Origin of the sequence: Candidatus Salinivivens marinus (genome assembly GCF_965655845.1) — a bacterium.
Classification (GTDB): Bacteria; Pseudomonadota; Alphaproteobacteria; order Rhodobacterales; family Rhodobacteraceae; genus Salinivivens; species Salinivivens marinus.
Map to the genome: position 1 here is coordinate 1 of NZ_CBFHHX010000012.1, position 17,872 is coordinate 17,872.

At 39.2% G+C, this 17,872-nt stretch carries 18 protein-coding genes; 8 read left to right on the forward strand and 10 right to left on the reverse strand.

The window, feature by feature from the left end; translation table 11 throughout:
• Window positions 1–591 (reverse strand): glutamine-hydrolyzing GMP synthase (gene guaA, locus ACTF5Q_RS10495; RefSeq protein WP_438954564.1); only part of this gene is annotated, 591 nt, incomplete at its 3' end.
• A gap of 218 nt (window positions 592–809) precedes the next feature.
• Here guaA and ACTF5Q_RS10500 point away from each other — a divergent pair.
• The 3 genes from ACTF5Q_RS10500 to ACTF5Q_RS10510 all read left to right on the forward strand — a co-directional run bounded on the left by ACTF5Q_RS10500 (window position 810) and on the right by ACTF5Q_RS10510 (window position 4,454).
• Window positions 810–2,357, forward strand: a complete 1,548-nt coding sequence (locus ACTF5Q_RS10500; RefSeq protein WP_438954565.1) for a trimethylamine methyltransferase family protein — start codon at window positions 810–812, stop codon at window positions 2,355–2,357.
• Window positions 2,358–2,464: 107 nt separating this feature from the next.
• A complete protein-coding gene (lipA, locus tag ACTF5Q_RS10505) occupies window positions 2,465–3,418 on the forward strand; it encodes a lipoyl synthase (RefSeq protein WP_438954566.1) in 954 nt (317 codons plus the stop codon).
• A gap of 49 nt (window positions 3,419–3,467) precedes the next feature.
• Window positions 3,468–4,454 carry an aldose epimerase family protein gene (locus ACTF5Q_RS10510; RefSeq protein ID WP_438954567.1) on the forward strand — a complete coding sequence of 329 codons (987 nt, stop codon included), beginning with the start codon at window positions 3,468–3,470 and terminating at the stop codon, window positions 4,452–4,454.
• An 8-nt stretch (window positions 4,455–4,462) separates the two neighbouring features.
• On the opposite strand, the gene mnmA is transcribed toward ACTF5Q_RS10510, so the two are convergent.
• The gene (gene mnmA, locus ACTF5Q_RS10515) at window positions 4,463–5,602 is read right to left on the reverse strand and encodes a tRNA 2-thiouridine(34) synthase MnmA (protein ID WP_438954568.1); all 1,140 of its coding nucleotides are present in this window, start codon (window positions 5,600–5,602) and stop codon (window positions 4,463–4,465) included.
• Window positions 5,603–5,895: 293 nt separating this feature from the next.
• On the opposite strand from mnmA, the gene ligA reads away from it, so the two are divergent.
• From ligA to ACTF5Q_RS10530, 3 genes are all read left to right on the forward strand, one after another.
• On the forward strand, window positions 5,896–8,022 hold the full coding sequence (gene ligA / locus ACTF5Q_RS10520) for an NAD-dependent DNA ligase LigA (RefSeq protein ID WP_438954569.1): 2,127 nt from the start codon (window positions 5,896–5,898) through the stop codon (window positions 8,020–8,022).
• Window positions 8,019–10,112 (forward strand): ATP-dependent DNA helicase RecG, encoded by a 2,094-nt coding sequence (recG, locus tag ACTF5Q_RS10525; protein WP_438954570.1) that lies wholly within the window; start codon window positions 8,019–8,021, stop codon window positions 10,110–10,112. Before ligA ends, recG begins: the two co-directional genes overlap by 4 nt.
• A 93-nt stretch (window positions 10,113–10,205) precedes the next feature.
• On the forward strand, window positions 10,206–10,328 hold the full coding sequence (locus ACTF5Q_RS10530) for a hypothetical protein (RefSeq protein ID WP_438954571.1): 123 nt from the start codon (window positions 10,206–10,208) through the stop codon (window positions 10,326–10,328).
• Window positions 10,329–10,356: 28 nt separating this feature from the next.
• Here ACTF5Q_RS10530 and ACTF5Q_RS10535 read toward each other — a convergent pair whose 3' ends face one another.
• Window positions 10,357–10,818 carry an iron-sulfur cluster assembly scaffold protein gene (locus ACTF5Q_RS10535; RefSeq protein ID WP_438954572.1) on the reverse strand — a complete coding sequence of 154 codons (462 nt, stop codon included), beginning with the start codon at window positions 10,816–10,818 and terminating at the stop codon, window positions 10,357–10,359.
• 79 nt (window positions 10,819–10,897) lie between these two features.
• On the opposite strand from ACTF5Q_RS10535, the gene hisI reads away from it, so the two are divergent.
• Window positions 10,898–11,251, forward strand: coding sequence for a phosphoribosyl-AMP cyclohydrolase (gene hisI / locus ACTF5Q_RS10540; RefSeq protein ID WP_438954573.1), 354 nt, complete (start codon window positions 10,898–10,900; stop codon window positions 11,249–11,251).
• Between the two features lie 31 nt (window positions 11,252–11,282).
• On the opposite strand, the gene gluQRS is transcribed toward hisI, so the two are convergent.
• From gluQRS to ACTF5Q_RS10560, 4 genes are read right to left on the reverse strand one after another with little or no spacing between them, the layout of a single operon-like run.
• Entirely contained in the window at window positions 11,283–12,122 is an 840-nt protein-coding gene (gene gluQRS, locus ACTF5Q_RS10545) for a tRNA glutamyl-Q(34) synthetase GluQRS (protein WP_438954574.1), read from the reverse strand.
• The gene (locus ACTF5Q_RS10550) at window positions 12,119–12,706 is read right to left on the reverse strand and encodes a class I SAM-dependent DNA methyltransferase (RefSeq protein ID WP_438954625.1); all 588 of its coding nucleotides are present in this window, start codon (window positions 12,704–12,706) and stop codon (window positions 12,119–12,121) included. Before ACTF5Q_RS10550 ends, gluQRS begins: the two co-directional genes overlap by 4 nt.
• A 57-nt stretch (window positions 12,707–12,763) precedes the next feature.
• Window positions 12,764–14,110: a methylenetetrahydrofolate--tRNA-(uracil(54)-C(5))-methyltransferase (FADH(2)-oxidizing) TrmFO gene (gene trmFO, locus ACTF5Q_RS10555; RefSeq protein ID WP_438954575.1), complete on the reverse strand. Its 1,347-nt coding sequence runs from the start codon at window positions 14,108–14,110 to the stop codon at window positions 12,764–12,766.
• Between the two features lie 31 nt (window positions 14,111–14,141).
• A complete protein-coding gene (locus tag ACTF5Q_RS10560; RefSeq protein WP_438954576.1) occupies window positions 14,142–14,927 on the reverse strand; it encodes an enoyl-CoA hydratase in 786 nt (261 codons plus the stop codon).
• Between the two features lie 58 nt (window positions 14,928–14,985).
• On the opposite strand from ACTF5Q_RS10560, the gene ACTF5Q_RS10565 reads away from it, so the two are divergent.
• Window positions 14,986–15,411 (forward strand): PaaI family thioesterase, encoded by a 426-nt coding sequence (locus tag ACTF5Q_RS10565; RefSeq protein WP_438954577.1) that lies wholly within the window; start codon window positions 14,986–14,988, stop codon window positions 15,409–15,411.
• A 3-nt stretch (window positions 15,412–15,414) separates the two neighbouring features.
• On the opposite strand, the gene ACTF5Q_RS10570 is transcribed toward ACTF5Q_RS10565, so the two are convergent.
• From ACTF5Q_RS10570 to ACTF5Q_RS10580, 3 genes are all read right to left on the reverse strand, one after another.
• Window positions 15,415–15,969 (reverse strand): bactofilin family protein, encoded by a 555-nt coding sequence (locus tag ACTF5Q_RS10570; protein ID WP_438954578.1) that lies wholly within the window; start codon window positions 15,967–15,969, stop codon window positions 15,415–15,417.
• Window positions 15,959–17,260: a DUF5930 domain-containing protein gene (locus tag ACTF5Q_RS10575; protein ID WP_438954579.1), complete on the reverse strand. Its 1,302-nt coding sequence runs from the start codon at window positions 17,258–17,260 to the stop codon at window positions 15,959–15,961. The genes ACTF5Q_RS10570 and ACTF5Q_RS10575 overlap by 11 nt, the downstream gene beginning before the upstream one ends.
• 83 nt (window positions 17,261–17,343) lie before the next feature.
• Window positions 17,344–17,805, reverse strand: a complete 462-nt coding sequence (locus ACTF5Q_RS10580) for a peroxiredoxin (protein ID WP_438954580.1) — start codon at window positions 17,803–17,805, stop codon at window positions 17,344–17,346.
• Window positions 17,806–17,872 lie beyond the last annotated feature (67 nt).

The following is a 17,872-nucleotide window of genomic DNA, read 5'->3' on the forward strand; positions in this document are numbered from 1 at the left end:
AAAGCCGGCTATGCGGCAAAAGTTTTCCAAAAGTGTTGAGCCCTTGGGAGTATGATGAACTTCAGGGTGAAATTGAACTGCGTACAGCTTTCGCTCATGATTTGCTATGATTGCAAAAGGTGCATTTTGAGAAGTAGCAAATACTTCAAAGCCTGGCGCAATCTTACTGACATGATCACCGTGGCTCATCCATACTTGTTCTTGATTTGTTGAAAACCACCCCTCAAGTAATGGCGTTTCACGATCTGTCTTATGCAAAATAGCTCTACCAAATTCGGCAGTGCCGATCCCTTTATCTACGTGACCTCCTAGCATCGCCATCATTACCTGTTGTCCATAACAAATACCAAGGACTGGTATATCTAGTTCGAAAACTAAATTAGGCGGTTTCGGTGAATTTTCGTCAGTGATACTAGATGGTCCACCTGATAAAATAATGGCTTCAGCTTTAAACTCTTGTAGAAATTTTTTAGTAACATTTTGGAATGGGTGTATTTCACAATATATTGACAGTTCTCTTAAACGCCTGGCGATTAGTTGAGTAACTTGGCTACCGAAATCTATAATAAGTAAGCGTTGGTGATTTTGCATGTTGAGGCTAATAAGCTTAACGTTCGATTGACGCAAGTAGCGTCGCGTTATTATGATAACAAACTTTCAAAACAGGATTTTTTGCAGTCATTTTGATCAACTTAATCAAGTTTCGTTAAAATGTCGCTTTCACGTCTGATTAGCCGTAAATTTCATATGGGATTTTAACATTGGATTATAGAACCTTAACGCATACAAAAATTGAAAGGCGCTAGGTAATGTCTGACTCTAAGGCAGTGAAAAGACGCTCTCGTGGTGGTGGTGGAGCAGCACGGAGAGCGGAGCGTACATCCGTAAATTTTGAGACTGCCAAGTATATTGAGCGCAACATTCCATTGTTTAATGTTTTAAATGATGAAGCGTTGGAGATAATTGAGACGAATGCAGAAGCAATACTAGAAGATGTTGGAGTTAATTTTGTAAATAATCCTGCAGCGCTTAAACGTTGGCAGGATGCTGGTGCTGAAGTTGATGGAGAAAGAGTGAGGCTGCCAAAGGGGTTAGCCAAAAGTCTAATGAGCACCGCTCCAAGCAAATATGTTCAGTATGCGAGAAATCCCTCAAAGAATGTCGCGATTGGGGGTAACAGCTTAGTATGCGCTCCTGTTTACGGTCCTCCCTTTGTGAGGGATCTTCAGGGTGGACGTCGCTATGCGACAATGGATGATTTCAAAAAATTTGTTAAACTAGGATACATGTCGAAGTGGCTGCATCATTCTGGGGGAACAGTATGTGAACCGACCGACATCCCGGTAAACAAAAGACATTTAGATATGCTCCATGCTCATATGACTTTATCAGATAAGCCGTTTATGGGGTCGGTTACCGAGCCAAGCCGTGCACAAGATAGCGTTGAGATGTGTGAAATATTATTTGGTAAAGACTTTGTTCAAGAGAACGCAGTAATGACTTCGTTGATAAATATCAACTCACCCATGACCTTTGATGATGTTATGATGGGCGCATTAGAAATTTACTCCAAGAACAATCAAGCCTGTATAGTCTCGCCCTTTATTGTTGGGGGAGCTATGGCGCCAGTTTCTGTTGCTGGAACTTTGACGCAGGTACTGGCGGAAGTAATGGCCGGGATTAGCTATTCTCAGTTAGTAAGACCAGGTGCGCCAGTTATTTTTGGCGCTTTTGTGTCTTCGATCGATATGAATTCTGGTGCCCCAACTTTTGGAACTCCAGAAGCATCTCAAATTTTATACGGAGCGGGGCAGCTAGCTAGGCGCTTCAATTTGCCGTTTCGCTCTGGTGGAAGTCTTTGTGGATCTAAACTGCCAGACGCTCAGGCAGCATACGAAACGACGCACACCTTGAACGCAGCGCTTCTTGGTGGCGTGAATTTTATGTTGCACGCGTGTGGCTGGTTAGAAGGTGGTTTGGTCTCATCTTTTGAAAAATTTGTTTTAGATGCAGATCAGTTAGGTATTTTACACCATCTCGCAAGAGGTGTGAGTATAACTGAAAATGATCAGGCGTTAGACGCGATACACGAGGTTGGCCCTGGGGGACACTATCTCGGTTGCGCGCATACTCAAGCGAATTTTAAAGAAGCATTCTGGCGTACTGAGGTGCTCGATTATAAACCTTTTGAAACTTGGGAAGAGGAAGGCGCAAAAGATAGCATGAATTTGGCTGCATTAAGAGTAGAGCAAATGCTAGCAAACTACCAAAAGCCTACTTTAAGCCCTGATATTTCAGAAGCTTTGGATACATACATTGCAAATAAAAAATCATCTATGCCTGATAGTTTTCTTTAAATTGACTGATATATGTGCTTTTTCCAGGATGCATAGCTGGTATGTAATATAATATTTTCACTTTATGAAAATATTTGATAAAATTTGGTTGGAGTACAGGAGTTAAAATGCGCAATTTAAAAATTCCAGCTGAGCGCCATCCGGAAAAAGCACATCGGTCGGATAATAAGCAACCTAAAAAACCGAGTTGGATACGGGTTAAAGCACCAACGAGTAAAGAGTATTTAAAAACAAAGAATTTGATCCGAGAGAATGGATTAGTCACTGTCTGTGAAGAGGCGGGGTGTCCCAATGTTGGTGAGTGTTGGAGCCAAGGGCACGCAACTATGATGATAATGGGTGACATTTGCACACGCGGTTGTACTTTTTGTAATATTGCCACAGGACGGCCAGAAGGACTTGATGTTTTTGAACCTGTTAAAGTAGCGGATACGGTTCAAAAGCTTGGGTTAAGTCATGTAGTTATTACGTCAGTTGATAGAGATGATTTGGAGGATGGTGGTGCGCAGCATTTTGCAAAGACAATAAAAGCTATTCGAAATAAATGTCCCAATACGACGATCGAAATACTGACACCAGATTTTCTGAAGTGTGACGAGACTGTTTTAGAAATTGTTGTTAACGCATCTCCAGACGTTTTTAACCATAATTTGGAGACAGTTCCTGGTCTGTATCCTGAAGTTAGGCCAGGGGCTCGATATTTTCATTCTCTACGTCTACTTCAGCGGGTAAAGGAAATAGCCCCAACGATGTTCACTAAGTCAGGGATAATGGTCGGCTTGGGTGAAGACAGACAGGCAGTGCTTCAGGTTATGGATGATATGAGGGCGGCAGACATAGATTTTTTAACTATAGGCCAATACTTGCAGCCCACTCCTAAACACCACAAAGTTGATCGATTTGTAAATCCAGATGAATTTTTATCTTATGAAAAAGCAGCTTTAGGTAAAGGGTTTTTAATGGTATCTGCAACTCCTTTAACGCGTTCATCCTATCATGCTGGAGAAGATTTTAAAAAACTACAACAAGCACGTAATAAGTTGTTTTCTGTGGAGCTTTAGGTTTTTAGTATTGGTCAAAAGAAATTACAGACAAAATTTATTTTGCTAAATGCCAGGCATTTCAAAAATAGGAACACATAATCAAGGCTTTGATGTCTTTTCGATTAGTTTAGAGAGCGACATATTGCAGGCCGAAATACTTAATTTTGGCGCAACTCTCAAAGATCTTAGGTTCAGTGGTTTTGAAAATTCTATAGTTCTAGGATATGCTTCGCTCCAAGATTATTTTTCTGATAAGAACTACTTAGGCGTAATAATTGGACGATATGCTAATCGTATTTCCAATGGTCAATATTTTTTTGAATCTAAGAAATTCGAACTAGATAAAAACGAATTTTCGACAACCCTGCACGGTGGCTCTCAATCCTGCCATAATGGGCCTTGGAAAATAGAGAACTATGATGATGATTTTGTTGAACTGTCATATCAATTCAATGATGGGGACATGGGGTTTGGCGGAAGTTTGTCTGTAAAGGTGAGATACGAGTTAGATGGCGCTAAATTAAAAATAATTATCGAAGCCAGAACTCCTCAAATAAGCCTGTGTAACTTTACCAATCATAGTTACTTCAATTTAGATTACTCCGGTAACTTAAAAAACCATTACCTTTTGGTTAAATCTGATGAAATTGTTGAGATCGATAATAATAAATTACCCACTGGAAGATTAATAAACGTTGGTGGGTCAAAGTTTGATTTTCGAAGAGAGACCAAACTTTCAGATCAGCGCGGGGCTGTAGCTTCGTTAGATAACAATTTTTGTTTTTCTTCCAGCGTGACTGAGCTGCGTGAGGTTGCAGAGTTGGTAGCTTCTGGATGCAAAATGGTTCTATCTACAACAGAGCCGGGTTTACAAGTTTATACTGGCTCGTCTCTTAATCCTCCTTTGAAGCCATTTCAAGGAATCGCCTTAGAACCACAACTTTGGCCAGATAGCCCAAATAACGAGGGGTTCCCGAATGCATTCTTAAGGGCCGGAGAAATATACAAACAAATGACAGAGTACACTTTTACCAATACTCGCAGCTTTAAGTGATCTTCAAATCAATTTTTTGATCGAGTAATCCAACCGCCGCCAAGTACCCGAGTTCCGCTTCGCTCGTAAAATACGCAGGCCTGTCCAGGTGAAACGCCTTCTTCTGGAGTAATTAGTTCAACAGAGGCAGAATAGTCGTTAATTGGTCTTAAAATTGCCTCACTAGGTGGTCTAGTTGAGCGAACTTTCACTGATAAATACCACTCTTTTTTGCTCTGAAGGGACCCATCTCCCAACCAGTTTATCTGCTCAATAGGTACATGAGTAGTTTTTAAAAGAGCTTTAGGTCCTACAATCACCTTTTTTTCTTCTACGTCTAATTTGATAACATATAGTGGTTTTTCTAAACCTCCAATGCCCAAGCCACGTCTTTGTCCTACGGTGTAATGAATTACGCCCTGGTGGGTTCCCACAAAATTTCCCTCATGATCCACAATCTCACCAGGATCCATAGCTTCTGGACGCAGTTTTTCGATGACAGACGCATAATTTCCATTGGGCACGAAACAAATATCTTGGCTATCTGGTTTATCGGACACACTTAGATTAAATTTTTTGGCAAGCATCCGAGTTTCTTTTTTTGAACCAAGACTTCCCAATGGAAATCTTAGGAATTCAAGTTGCTCATTTGTGGTGGAGAATAAAAAGTAACTTTGGTCTCTAGAATAATCCGCAGCGCAATGTAATTCCGCCTTATTAATGCCTTGAGTGCGGCGTATGTAATGGCCGGTTGCCATACAATCTGCGTTTAAATCTCTTGCAGTTTCTAAAAGGTCTTTAAATTTTATGCGTTCATTGCATCTTATACACGGTACCGGCGTAGCTCCGGCCAGGTAACTTTCAGCGAATTCATCAATTACCTGTTCCTTGAATACATTCTCATAGTTTAAAACGTAATGAGGGAAATTTAATTTTTCCGCGATGCGTCGTGCGTCGTGAATATCAATACCAGCACAACAGGCTCCTTTTTTTGATAATGCAGCGCCATGATCGTAAAGTTGCAGTGTTACACCAATAACATCATAACCCTCTGATTTAAGCATTGCTGCTACCACTGAGCTATCAACGCCTCCCGACATTGCAACAACTACTCTTGTTTCAGCCTCTGGTTTTTTAAAACCTAAAGAATTTAATTTCTGTAATCCCATAAGGTAGCTGTTCCTAAGACTATTTGGCCCTACTATGTGATAAATATAGTGTAATTAACTAATTTAACAGCCAAGAAATATACAAAATTTATTGATCCTCATCAATTTTAGTTGGCATAAACAACTAAAGAAAATAATCAGTGACTGTAGGTTTCATTAATGTTCTAGTAATCTACCTTTCGATGGTAATTGTTCACTTAAGTTAATACTATTAAAGGATAATGAAGTTTTTTTTATCTTTGAGATAGATAGGATTTAAAGTAAAAATTATTTTTGAATAAGAAGGTTTGAAGGTGATCAGAAATAAAAATATTTTAGATCTGTCCGAGCATGAAGCGGAAATAGAATTAAAAATATTGGCTAAAGAAATAAAGGATGCTGATAAAAATTATCATGAACTTGATGATCCTAAAATTTCCGATGCTGAATATGATCGGCTCAAAGTTCGCAATAAAGAAATTGAAGATCTTTTCCCTCATTTAAAGTTAGTAAATAGCCCATCTGATCAAATTGGCTCCACGGTCTCTAATGCTTTCGCAAAGGTCGTTCATGAAGTCAAAATGATGTCACTAAGTAATGCATTTAGTGAAGATGATATAGTAAGTTTTGATGAGAGATTGAAAAAGTACCTAAATATGTCGGGTAGTCAAAACTTGGAATACACTGCCGAGCCTAAAATTGATGGCCTATCACTCAGCATAAGATATGAAGATGGACGATTGGTATTAGCGTCCACAAGGGGTGACGGCTCTGTCGGTGAAAATGTAACTGAAAATGCAAAAACGATCGCTGACATACCTCACACACTAATAAATGCGCCTAAACTTTTGGAAGTTCGCGGAGAAGTGTATATAGGACACAAAGATTTTAATGACTTAAATGCTAGACAGGTGTCAGCGGGTGCCAAAGTTTTTGCTAACCCGAGAAACGCAGCAGCAGGGTCTCTTAGGCAACTAGATCCGCTTATTACAAAGGAAAGACCACTGCGGTTTTTCGCGTATTCTTGGGGATCAATTTCAGAGCATTTTGCTTCTAGTCAATATTTAGCAATTAGCAAGCTCGCGGAGTTTGGATTTTCTACTAATCCGCTTACTGAAACTTTTCAAAAAGTTGAAGATCTGATCAAATATTATGAAAAGATAGAAAAACAAAGAGCTTCTTTAGATTATGATATCGATGGCATTGTTTATAAGGTAAACAACCTTGAGGCCCAAAGAAGATTAGGATTTAGAACGACTACGCCACGTTGGGCAATTGCTCATAAATTTGCTGCTGAAAAAGCCTGGACTCAAATTTTATCTATAGAAATCCAAATTGGTCGCACAGGCGCTTTGAGCCCTGTCGCTCGGCTCCTCCCTGTGACAGTAGGTGGAGTGGTGGTATCGAATGCAACTTTGCACAACGAAGATTATATTTCCGGTTTTGATAATGTTGGAAAGCCAATAAGAGATGGGAAAGATATCCGTATTGGAGACTCGGTTCAGATTTATCGAGCTGGAGACGTAATACCCAAGATATCCGATGTGGACCATTCAAAGAGAGAAGAGAAATCGGAAAAGTTCGAATTTCCAACTGTTTGTCCAGAATGTGGTTCAGCAGCTTTAAGGGAGGTGGGTGACGCTGTTCGTAGATGCAGCGGGGGTCTTATTTGTCCGGCACAGGCCATTGAGCGTTTAAAGCATTTCGTCTCTCGTAAAGCACTTGATATTGAGGGATTAGGGGCAAAACAAATTGAGATGTTCTTCAATGATGTAGATTTATCAATTCGTGAGCCAGCAGATATTTTTACCATTCAAGAACGTGATGAAACAAACCCAGTAAAGCTAAAAGATAGGCTGGGATGGGGTGAGAAAAGTGCTGCAAATCTTTTTGAAGCTATTAATTCAAAGAAAGAAATTGACTTCGCAGTTCTACTTTTCAGCCTAGGCATACGGCATGTTGGTGAAACTGCTGCTAAGTTGCTTGCTGCACATTACCTTAATTGGACTGATTTTATAAGTTCTATGGAGCGTGTCGGAAACAGTAAAACTGATGAATTGGAAAAGCTTTTGTCGATTGATGGGGTTGGCAATGTAATGGTTCATTCGTTAGTTGAGGCTTTTTCACCTGGCCCTCAACGTACGAGTATTGACAGATTAGTGAAGCAGCTATCGATTAAGGATTTTCCCGTTCATGAAGTTTCAGATAGCCCTATTGCAAATAAAATAATTGTATTCACCGGTAAACTGGAGCGTATGAGCAGAGACGAAGCCAAGGTTTCAGCAGAACAGTTAGGGGCAAAGGTTGCAGGTTCTGTTTCTTCGAATACTGATTTGGTAGTAGCTGGTCCCGGCGCTGGTTCAAAAGCCAAGAAGGCAACTGAACTCGGTGTAGAAATAATTAATGAGGATGATTGGCTTTCTCTGGTTGAAAAGAGATGACTAATCGTCCGGAGATACTATTCCCTCTTCATAAATCTTTAACCAGTTTAGAAGGTATTGGCCCCGGTATTGAAAGAAAAATGAGAGGGCTATTAATCGAGAAGCCTTTAGATTTAATTCTCACATTGCCAATCTCAGGCATAAAGCGAGAATTAGTGGATACAGTTTTTATGTACCCCTCAGGCAGATATGTTGTGGTTGAAGTGACTGTTCTAAAACATCAGCCGGGGCGATCCAAACAAACTGCTTATAAAGTCATCGTGCAAGATCAAGAGGTAAGTTTCAATTTAGTTTTTTTTCATGCTCGAAAGGATCATTTAAATAAGGTTTTACCGGTTGGAGAAAAACGAATTATTTCTGGAAAACTCGAATTATTTGATGGTATTCAGCAGGTCGTGCATCCTGAATATATCGTTCAACCTTCAGAAAAGATAAAAATTGAGAGGTTCCAAGCAATTTATCCTTTAACTGCGGGTATCACTCAAAAAATCATGCGCAAGTCATTACATTCAGCACTTCAATTGTTGCCTGAACTTGAAGAATGGATTGATCCAAGTTTGAAGAAGAGCAGGTCATGGCCAGATTGGAGGCAAGCTTTAAAACTCGTGCATGAACCAACCTCACAAGAAGCAGTTGCTCCAAGTTACCCCGCTCGGGAACGCCTATCATATGACGAACTTTATGCGCACCAACTGACGCTTGCGATTGCGCGGGTTAATAATCGGAAAAAGGTTGGGCGCAAGACAGTCGGAACTGGTGATCTGGTAGCCTCGGCCGTAGATGAGTTGGATTTTAAATTAACAAAATCTCAAAAAGTTTCCATAGAAGATATAAAAGAGGATTTAGCTAAACCTTTCAAAATGAACAGGCTTTTGCAGGGGGATGTAGGCTCAGGAAAAACAGTTGTTGCTTTTCTGTCGTTATTATCAGCTGTTGAGGCTGGCGGGCAAGGTGTGTTGATGGCCCCAACGGAAATTTTGGTTCAACAACATCTTGAGAATTTACGCCCTCTAGGGAATAAAGTGGGAGTTGTTGTCGACGCTTTAACTGGAAGAGATAAGGGCAAACAAAGAGATAGAAAGCTTGCAGCACTACTAGATGGCAAAATTCATATTTTGATCGGAACTCATGCTGTGTTTCAATCTGGTGTTCATTTCTTAGACTTGCGTTTGGCAATAATAGATGAGCAGCATCGTTTCGGTGTTCGGCAGAGATTGGCTCTAGGTGAAAAAGGGCAAAGTGTAGATGTGTTAGTCATGACTGCGACCCCAATACCAAGATCGCTCGCGTTATCGCAATACGGTGAAATGGACCTCACAGTTTTAACTGACAAGCCAGCAGGTCGTAAACCGGTAAAAACTGTAATTATTTCCGATAATCGAGTGAATGAAATTGTATTAAAGTTAAAAAAGGCAATCGATAAAAAAAATCAAGCTTATTGGGTTTGCCCATTAATAGAGGAGAGTGAGGTTCTAGAATATACGGCTGCTGAGGATCGTTTTAAGGCTCTTCGAGCTAATTTAGGAGAAGGCGAAGTAGGCCTAGTCCATGGTCAAATGAATTCTGACGAAAAAGATGAAGTTATGAAAAAGTTTAGTGAGGGAGAAATTAAAGTTCTGGTTTCGACGACGGTGATCGAGGTTGGTGTAGACGTCCCAAGCGCTAATATAATCGTTATAGAGCATGCAGAAAAATTTGGTTTAGCTCAATTGCATCAGTTGCGTGGGAGGGTTGGTAGGGGAACCTCAGATAGTAGTTGTATTCTTCTATACAAGGCCCCATTAAGCGAAAATGGTGAGAGACGACTAAGTATTTTACGAGAAACTGAGGATGGGTTCAAAATAGCTGAGCTTGATTTGCAAATGAGAGGAGCCGGGGATATGATTGGAACTGCTCAATCGGGATTGCCGCGTTTTAGAATTGCCGACATCTATCATCAAGAACACTTAATTGAAATTGCTCAAAAGGACGCTCGACTTTTGCTTGAGAAAGACCCAACTTTGCGTTTGACAAAAAAAGGTAACGCATCCCGCAATTTGCTTTGGCTACTAGGCCAAGAGCAAGCGTTTCGTTTATTATCCGTAGGATAGATTATTTAAATATTCCCCAAATGTTCTTAAAAAGTTCTTTACATTTGAAACCTTTTGTGAAAAAAGAACAAAACATAAACAAAGGGTCTAATTATGCGCACTGAACTTAAGAATATTTTATCAGGTAACGGGATTGGTTTTGTAAAAGACGCTATCGGTTGTGTTTCTTTGATTTTAATATTGTTTGCCGGGCTTCACTTACCATCATTCTATTAAATTAGGATCATGAAATCTTATTTGAGATTTAGGATGTTTTTATAGGCTCCGGTTTATTTATTTCATCAATTGCATCTGCTATTGCATCAAAGGTTAAGAGAATAGATGAGTGTCTATTTTTAAAATCTTTCGCAGGTTGTAGCACTTCGAGCTCTTCAAAAGGTTTATTAGGGGAAGAACCATTTTTAGTTAGCATATCAATCAATTCTTCACGAGCAGTAAGTATTTGATCCACATCACTCCCAATAATTGATTTTGATATTACGCTTGCGGCTGCTTGGCCAAGTGCACAGGCTTTTACCTCATGTCCATAATCAACTACTTTGTTTTCATTTAGACATATATCTACTGTCACCATTGATCCACACATAGGAGATCGTTTTTTTACGGTGCTCTGAGGGTTATCCAACCTTTTTGTATGCTCAATGTCGGCTGCTAAGGCTAATATTCGCTTAGAATATAAATCGATTAGGTCGTTATTATTCGTCATTGTCCAAATATACTCTTTTACCCCGGCTGTCAGTTATATAAATAATACAATAATTATAAAAACAATATAGTGAATGAAAATGAAATTTGAATTAAGCCAGCTAAAATTTAATGAAAAGGGGTTGATGCCTGCGATCACTCAAGATTTTGAATCTGGAACAGTTTTAATGCTGGCTTGGATGAATGTGGACTCCATCCGGCAGACCCTAGAGACCAAGCGTGTTACTTATTGGTCTCGCTCTCGTAGTGCCCTGTGGGAGAAAGGGGCTACCTCTGGGCATACCCAAGAGTTAATAGAGCTTCGCTTTGATTGTGATAATGATGCAATTTTACTCCTGGTTAGGCAAAAAGGACCGGCATGTCACACAAACAGAACAAGCTGTTTTTTCAATAAATTAATTAATGAAAATGAGACTGTTATATTAGAGCACTAGTCATCGATTAGTTTTACTTGTTTGTTATTTTCTAGACTAACCCTAGTAATTCCCTAATATCTTCAGGGGTATACCCAAGTGCTCTGTACGTTTTTATTGATTGCGCATCACTTCTCTTTGCCAGTCGATGGCCTGCCTCATCAAGGATTAACCTATGATGATGATATTTAGGTGTCGGCAACTCTAGTACATTCTGAATGACGACGTGAATTTTTGTTGCCTCGAATAAATCTTCTCCTCTTATGACGTCCGTTACACCTTGATGTGCATCGTCTATAACGCTAGCTAAATGGTAGGCTGCATAACCCCGTCTCCATAAAACAACGTCTCCGATACTTTTTTTAAATTCAGAAAATGTGAAAGCTGGTTCGCTCTTCCGAAATATATTTTCTTGAAAATTGAAAGATGTTTTATCGAGCATTGGGTGCATGCGAATATTGCTTTGCAATAAATCTGGATTTTTTCGCATTTCCGTTGAGAAGCTATGTTTGCCATTTCGGCATGTGCCCGGATAAACTAGCCCATCCGCCCCATGTGGTGCTGACGTAATTGAGGCAATATCACCGCGAGAACATCTGCATATGAAAAGACCAAAATTTTCAGCTTTCTTTAACATTTCAGTGAAATAAAGTTCTAATCTTTCAGATTGTCTTAAAACAGTCTTATTCCATTTTATGCCGAGCCAGCTAAGATCTTCATATATTTGTTCTTCCCATTGAATTTTTGCTCTCGATTGGTCTAAATCTTCAATCCTTAAATAAAAATCGCCGTCGTTTTCCTGTGAAATATAATAAGCCAGCATTGCAGAGTAAGCATGTCCAAGATGCATAGGCCCCGTTGGTGATGGTGCAAATCGAGTTATAAAAGTCATAACTTTTTGATAATATATACCATTGACTTTAAATCTCGTTTTAAAATGTGCGGTCCTAGTTCGCAGAATAGTTGCACTGCTTTTTTTTCATTAACTGTTTGTTCAACTTTCAAAGAGTATTCTGGGACCATTAAAGAATGTTCATTGAACGAAAAAGCAAATAATCCATCTTTAGGAAGCAAATTGAAGACTTCATCAAATATTGAAATTGGGGCTGCGCCGACGCTTATTACGCCGATGGCAGTAATTATGGAATACTCATTTTTTTTAACTGGGATACCTTTGTCTGGATTAAAGCACTCTAAGTTTCTATAGATCCGTTTTTCACGGGCGATTTCAATCATTTCATTTGAAATATCAATGCCATCAATATTTGAAAATCCGCATGAAATGAGAGCTTCTGCAGACAGACCTGTGCCGCAGCCAAAATCTAATATCGATATAGACTTATTAGAAGCAAATTTTGTTAATGCTTTGGCTGTTCTAATGGGCGTGGTATATTCGTTTTGAGCTAGCTCGTTGTCGTAGGTATCGGCCCAGTCCCGATATAAATCTCTAGGGTCTTTGTATTCGGCCTTATACACCTTATCCAAAAAATCCGCACACATACATAAGATTTAGCTCTTTTTCCTCCTTAATGTCTAGTGCCAGCTAGCTTCCCACTCTTTCCACAAGGACTTCGCCCGATCAGTATATGCTTTGTATCTAGTTTTTCTTGCTTTTCTGCCAGATTTCAAACTGTCAATCGGATCAAACAGGCCAAAATTCACATTCATTGGTTGAAAAGAGTTATGGTCTGCCCCACCTGAGATGTGGTTTAAAAGTGCGCCAGTGGCTGTATTTGATGGGACTTCATCTTTCTGTAGGCCCAGAATCTCAGCTGCTGCAAAGCGACCTGCAATCAATCCCATTGCGGCACTTTCCACATAGCCTTCAACTCCTGTTATTTGTCCGGCAAATCTAATGTTTGGTGATGATTTTAAGCGCATTTCTCTATCTAATAATTGGGGTGAGTTTAGAAATGTATTTCGGTGAATCCCGCCCAATCGCGCAAAATTTGCATTTTCTAACCCGGGTATCATAGAAAAAACGCTTTTTTGAGCTCCGTATTTCATCTTTGTTTGAAAACCAACGATATTATACAGTGTGCCTATAGCATTGTCTTTCCTCAATTGAACGACAGCATATGGTTTTTCTTTGCTATTTGGGTTTGTTAAGCCAACTGGTTTCATTGGTCCAAACCTCAAGGTTTCCCGTCCACGCTCTGCCATAACTTCAATTGGTAAGCAGCCATTAAAGTATTCAATGTGTTCTTCGTCGCGAAATTCAGTTTTTTCGGCCTCCAATAAGGCATCTATAAAATTTTCATACTGAATTTTTGTCATTGGGCAGTTTAAATATGCTTTTTTTTCTTGCTCTGTTTCGCCCTTATCGTATCGCGATTGCATCCATGCTTTGGACATATCAATGGAGTCTTTGTATACGATTGGGGCGATCGCATCATAAAATGATAAGGCATCATTGCCTGTTAGTTTTCTTATACGATCTGCTAGTCTTTTCGAGGTTAATGGACCTGTCGCAACGATTACCTTATCAAAATGTTCTAATTCGACATTTTCATCGTTAATTACCCTTATATTAGGGTGTTGGTTTATTTTATTTGTGATGCATTTTGCAAAATTATCTCTATCAACTGCCAAAGCACCTCCGGCTGGAAGTCTATTATCAAGTGCAGATTTAATAATTAAGCCATTCCCTTCGTACATTTCCCATTGCAGAAGGCCAACGGCATTGTATTCGTTATCGTCTGACCTAAAGGAGTTCGAACAAACCATTTCACCCAAATAATCTGTATTATGTGCAAATGTTTTTACTTTCGGCCTCATTTCATACAAATTGACCCTAACTCCCATATTAGCAGCTTGCCATGCAGCCTCACACCCTGCCATTCCGCCACCAATAATTGTAAGGATTTTTGAGGTCTTCATATTTTACCTGCAATGTAATTGATTAATGAGATCATTGGTCCCATTCTGGTATTTTCTTATTTAAGAAAAGGTTAATTCCCTTCTTTGTTTGCTCGAACATCATATTTTCGGCCATCACAGCACCAGTATAACAGTAGGCATCATTTATGCCCATTTCACCTTGTTTGTAGAATGCCTCTTTCCCTATTTTAACTGCATCACCCAGTTTACTAGCTATTTGCAACGCTAATTCATCTGCTGTCTCTTCCAGTTTACCAATTTTAGAAACCTTGTTGATTAAACCAATTTCCTTTGCTTCTTTCGCTTCAATAAATTGCCCCGTCACAAGCATCTCGAAAGCTTTTTTGCGTCCAACGGCTCGTGTTAGAGCTACCATTGGTGTGGAACAAAACAGTCCAATATTAACGCCGTTTACGCCAAAGCGCGCACTTTCATCTGCAACTGCTAAATCACAACTTGCTACAAGTTGACAACCAGCAGCTGTTGCAATGCCATGCACTTGTGCAATTACAGGTTGTGGTAAAGATTGAATAGTAGTCATCATTTTTGAGCATCTTACAAACAGATCCTGAAAATAACCGACTCCGCCATCAGGATTTTGCCTTTGCTTAGTCATTTCCTTAAGATCATGACCAGCGCAGAAACCATTCCCAGCTCCTGAAATAATAACACAACGTATGTTATTACTTTTATTTATGCTATCAAGTTCCTTTTGTAGAGCATTCAGTAAATTATCTGAAAGTACATTTAATCTACTGGGCTGGTTAAGTAATAACCTACAGATTGCACCGCGATCAATTCTCTCTACCAGACTCATCTTGTTCTCTTTCTAGATTTAATTCATATGTAATTAGAGTTTTTGTACCGAGGTATCAATGAAATTACAATTTTCAATTTCAGAATTATCAAGTTACCTAGACGAAGTTTTTCCACAGGTAGTTAATAGGTATAGAATTGTTGATCTGCAGCAGGGATATGCAAGAGTTACTCAAAATATCACACAAGAAAATTTGCGACCAGGAGGAACAGTTTCCGGTCCAACGATTTTTAGTCTTGTTGATATCGGAATGTATATTTTGCTTCTGGCACATATTGGCAAGGAGCCTCTGGCCGTGACCACAAATTGTTCTATAGATTTTCTAAAAAAACCTACAATGGATGAGGAGCTATTTGCCGACTGTAATCTTTTAAAATTAGGTAAAACTTTAGTTGTTGGAGAGGTGCTAGTTAAATCATCTGAAAAGGAAGCCCTTTTAGCAAGGTCTTCAATCACATATTACAGGCCAAAAGCTCAAACCTAAATTTTATGAAATGATTTTTGGTGAGGAGGGATTTGAGCCAGACCCATTTGCCGAAATTTGCTTCATCTTAGAAGGGTCGGGTGAGGCTGCCTCATTTTTATTATTTTTTGCATTTTGGTTAATGGGATCATCCTGTCTTTGCACTGAACCTTCGAAGTGCGCTCCAGACTCAATTGCGATCGTTTTATGGATTATGTCTCCCTCTACGCGTGCGGTAGATGTGAGCCTTACTTTTAAACCTCTTACACGGCCAGCAATTCGACCATTTATAACGACATCGTCTGCAACTACTTCCCCTTTGATCGTGGCGCTTTCACCAATGGTTAATAGATGAGCTCTAATATCTCCTTCTACCAGGCCTTCCACTTGAATATCACCAAGGGTTTTAATGTTGCCAATCACTTTTAAGTCTTCCGACAGTACAGATGCCGCAGGCTTAGATCGAGAAAAAGGAGCTGAAAAAGTTAGCTCTTTTTCTTCACTTGATGCGTCTGATACTAATGGTGTTGCAGCATCGCTACTTTTTTTCTGGTCTGTAATTTTGGTTTTAGAAAACATTTTGTCTAGCCCTGATGTATTTCATTGGATTTATCGGTTTACCATTTCTTCGAATTTCATAGTGCAAATGCGTTCCGGTTGATCTGCCAGTATTACCCATTTTGCCAATCCGATCGCCTTGAGAAATTCTTTGACCCACGTTTACACTAATTTTTGACAAGTGAGCATACCGCGTTTCATAACCGAAGTCATGTTTTATTTTTATTAATTTTCCATAACCTTTTTCCCACCCGGCGAAATTAATAACACCGTCCGCTGTGGCCAGGATTGCACTCCCTTGTTTTGCAGCCATATCAGTACCATAGTGCATTGTACCCCAACGCGGTCCAAAACCGGATGTGTATTTGAAAGTTTCATTTAAGGGATGCGCAAATGGTATTTTTTGCACTGCTATTCGCCAAGCGCCGAGCTCTAAGATTTGGTCTACCAACTCGGCCGCTAATTTTTCATCATCAGTCAAGCTGTCTATTGGGAGTTTTGAAATTGGTAGATTTGGCCCCCCATATCCAGAATAAGTATTTCTTATAACATTTAGTATACTGTTTAAATCAAGGCCGACAGATTTAAACATTTTTTCCAATGGTTTGACTGATATTACTAATGCTTCTTCAATTTGTCTGAATATTTGTTCGTTGTTTTGTTGAGACAAGTCTGCTTTATATGACAGTTGATCAACTTTTCTTAATGCTTTTACTAATTTTGCTTTAATGTCATCGCGCTCTTTGACAGTCTCCTCCAATAGTGACAGTAGAATGGAAATTCGTGGTAGTGTGTTGATAGTATTCTCTTGTTGCAGACCAGTCACGTTATTGCGGCGGTTCTTTTGTTCTTCTAACCCCGCAAGGTTATTACTTTTTGTTTGTTTTATAAGGTCTTGTAGTATCAGAATGCCTGATTGCAATTCTTCTTCTCGTATTTGTGCTCTTGTTATCTCAACCTGGAAGTCTTCAATGGCTTCCAATGCTTCTCTCAGTTTCGCTTCCGCATCTTTAACTCTTTGGAAATATGAATATTTTTCATCTGATATTTGTTCAATTCGATCTTCGTAATTCACGTTTGATCTGGCGAAATAGTCTTCTTTAACCCCTAAATTCAGCGCTTTGAAAGTAAATATTAGCGAAGAGAAAAGTGACCAACCTACAAAAATAAATACTGCAAAGATAATTATAGCTTGAGTTGATGAACTGAGAGTAAAAAATTTAGTGTCTGATCCCGTTTTTAGTAATAGTTGCCTACTGGGAAAATAATTGCTCCAGAAATTTTCGATAAATATAGGAATTTTACGTAACATAGACTTTGGTGATATATTTTACTTAATAAGCTTTATGTAAACTAAAATGATTAGAAACAAAAGTTACGAGTAAACACAAAATTTTACAAGTTCTTCACTGCATTGAGCACATCTGTAACATGATTATCAATTCTTACTTTTCGCCATTCTTTTACCACAGTGCCGTTCCCATCTATTAAAAAGGTGGAGCGTTCAATTCCCATGTAAGTCTTACCGTACATAGATTTTTCTTTCCAAACGTCGAAAGCCTCGCAAATTTCAGCTCTATCATCGGAAAGTAGAGGTATTTTAAGATCATTTTTTAAAATAAACTTCTCATGGCTTTTTATATTATCTTTTGAAATTCCAATTATGACGGTATTGAGTTTTTCGAAATCTTCTTTTGCTTGAGAAAAGGCAATTGCCTGTTTAGTACATGTTGCTGTTGCGTCCCTTGGATAAAAAAATAATACCACATTTTTTGGTCGTAATTTGTTTAAGTTTAACATTTCGCCACCATCTCGAGGAAGTGATACGTCTGGTGAGCTGTAAGGAACATTCATCATATTTTTACTTTCTAAACTAGTCGCAAATAGATACAGAAGTTAGTGTGGGTAATCTAGAGTTAAAGGA

What these genes read in the sequence shown, in the direction of transcription:
- ACTF5Q_RS10500 (WP_438954565.1), top strand. Translation starts at nt 810, where the DNA reads ATGTCTGACTCTAAGGCAGTGAAAAGACGCTCTCGTGGTGGTGGTGGA.
- lipA (WP_438954566.1), top strand. Translation starts at nt 2,465, where the DNA reads ATGCGCAATTTAAAAATTCCAGCTGAGCGCCATCCGGAAAAAGCACAT.
- ACTF5Q_RS10510 (WP_438954567.1), top strand. Translation starts at nt 3,468, where the DNA reads ATGCCAGGCATTTCAAAAATAGGAACACATAATCAAGGCTTTGATGTC.
- mnmA (WP_438954568.1), bottom strand. Translation starts at nt 5,602, where the DNA reads ATGGGATTACAGAAATTAAATTCTTTAGGTTTTAAAAAACCAGAGGCT.
- recG (WP_438954570.1), top strand. Translation starts at nt 8,019, where the DNA reads ATGACTAATCGTCCGGAGATACTATTCCCTCTTCATAAATCTTTAACC.
- ACTF5Q_RS10530 (WP_438954571.1), top strand. Translation starts at nt 10,206, where the DNA reads ATGCGCACTGAACTTAAGAATATTTTATCAGGTAACGGGATTGGTTTT.
- ACTF5Q_RS10535 (WP_438954572.1), bottom strand. Translation starts at nt 10,818, where the DNA reads ATGACGAATAATAACGACCTAATCGATTTATATTCTAAGCGAATATTA.
- hisI (WP_438954573.1), top strand. Translation starts at nt 10,898, where the DNA reads ATGAAATTTGAATTAAGCCAGCTAAAATTTAATGAAAAGGGGTTGATG.
- gluQRS (WP_438954574.1), bottom strand. Translation starts at nt 12,122, where the DNA reads ATGACTTTTATAACTCGATTTGCACCATCACCAACGGGGCCTATGCAT.
- trmFO (WP_438954575.1), bottom strand. Translation starts at nt 14,110, where the DNA reads ATGAAGACCTCAAAAATCCTTACAATTATTGGTGGCGGAATGGCAGGG.
- ACTF5Q_RS10560 (WP_438954576.1), bottom strand. Translation starts at nt 14,927, where the DNA reads ATGAGTCTGGTAGAGAGAATTGATCGCGGTGCAATCTGTAGGTTATTA.
- ACTF5Q_RS10565 (WP_438954577.1), top strand. Translation starts at nt 14,986, where the DNA reads ATGAAATTACAATTTTCAATTTCAGAATTATCAAGTTACCTAGACGAA.
- ACTF5Q_RS10570 (WP_438954578.1), bottom strand. Translation starts at nt 15,969, where the DNA reads ATGTTTTCTAAAACCAAAATTACAGACCAGAAAAAAAGTAGCGATGCT.
- ACTF5Q_RS10575 (WP_438954579.1), bottom strand. Translation starts at nt 17,260, where the DNA reads ATGTTACGTAAAATTCCTATATTTATCGAAAATTTCTGGAGCAATTAT.
- ACTF5Q_RS10580 (WP_438954580.1), bottom strand. Translation starts at nt 17,805, where the DNA reads ATGATGAATGTTCCTTACAGCTCACCAGACGTATCACTTCCTCGAGAT.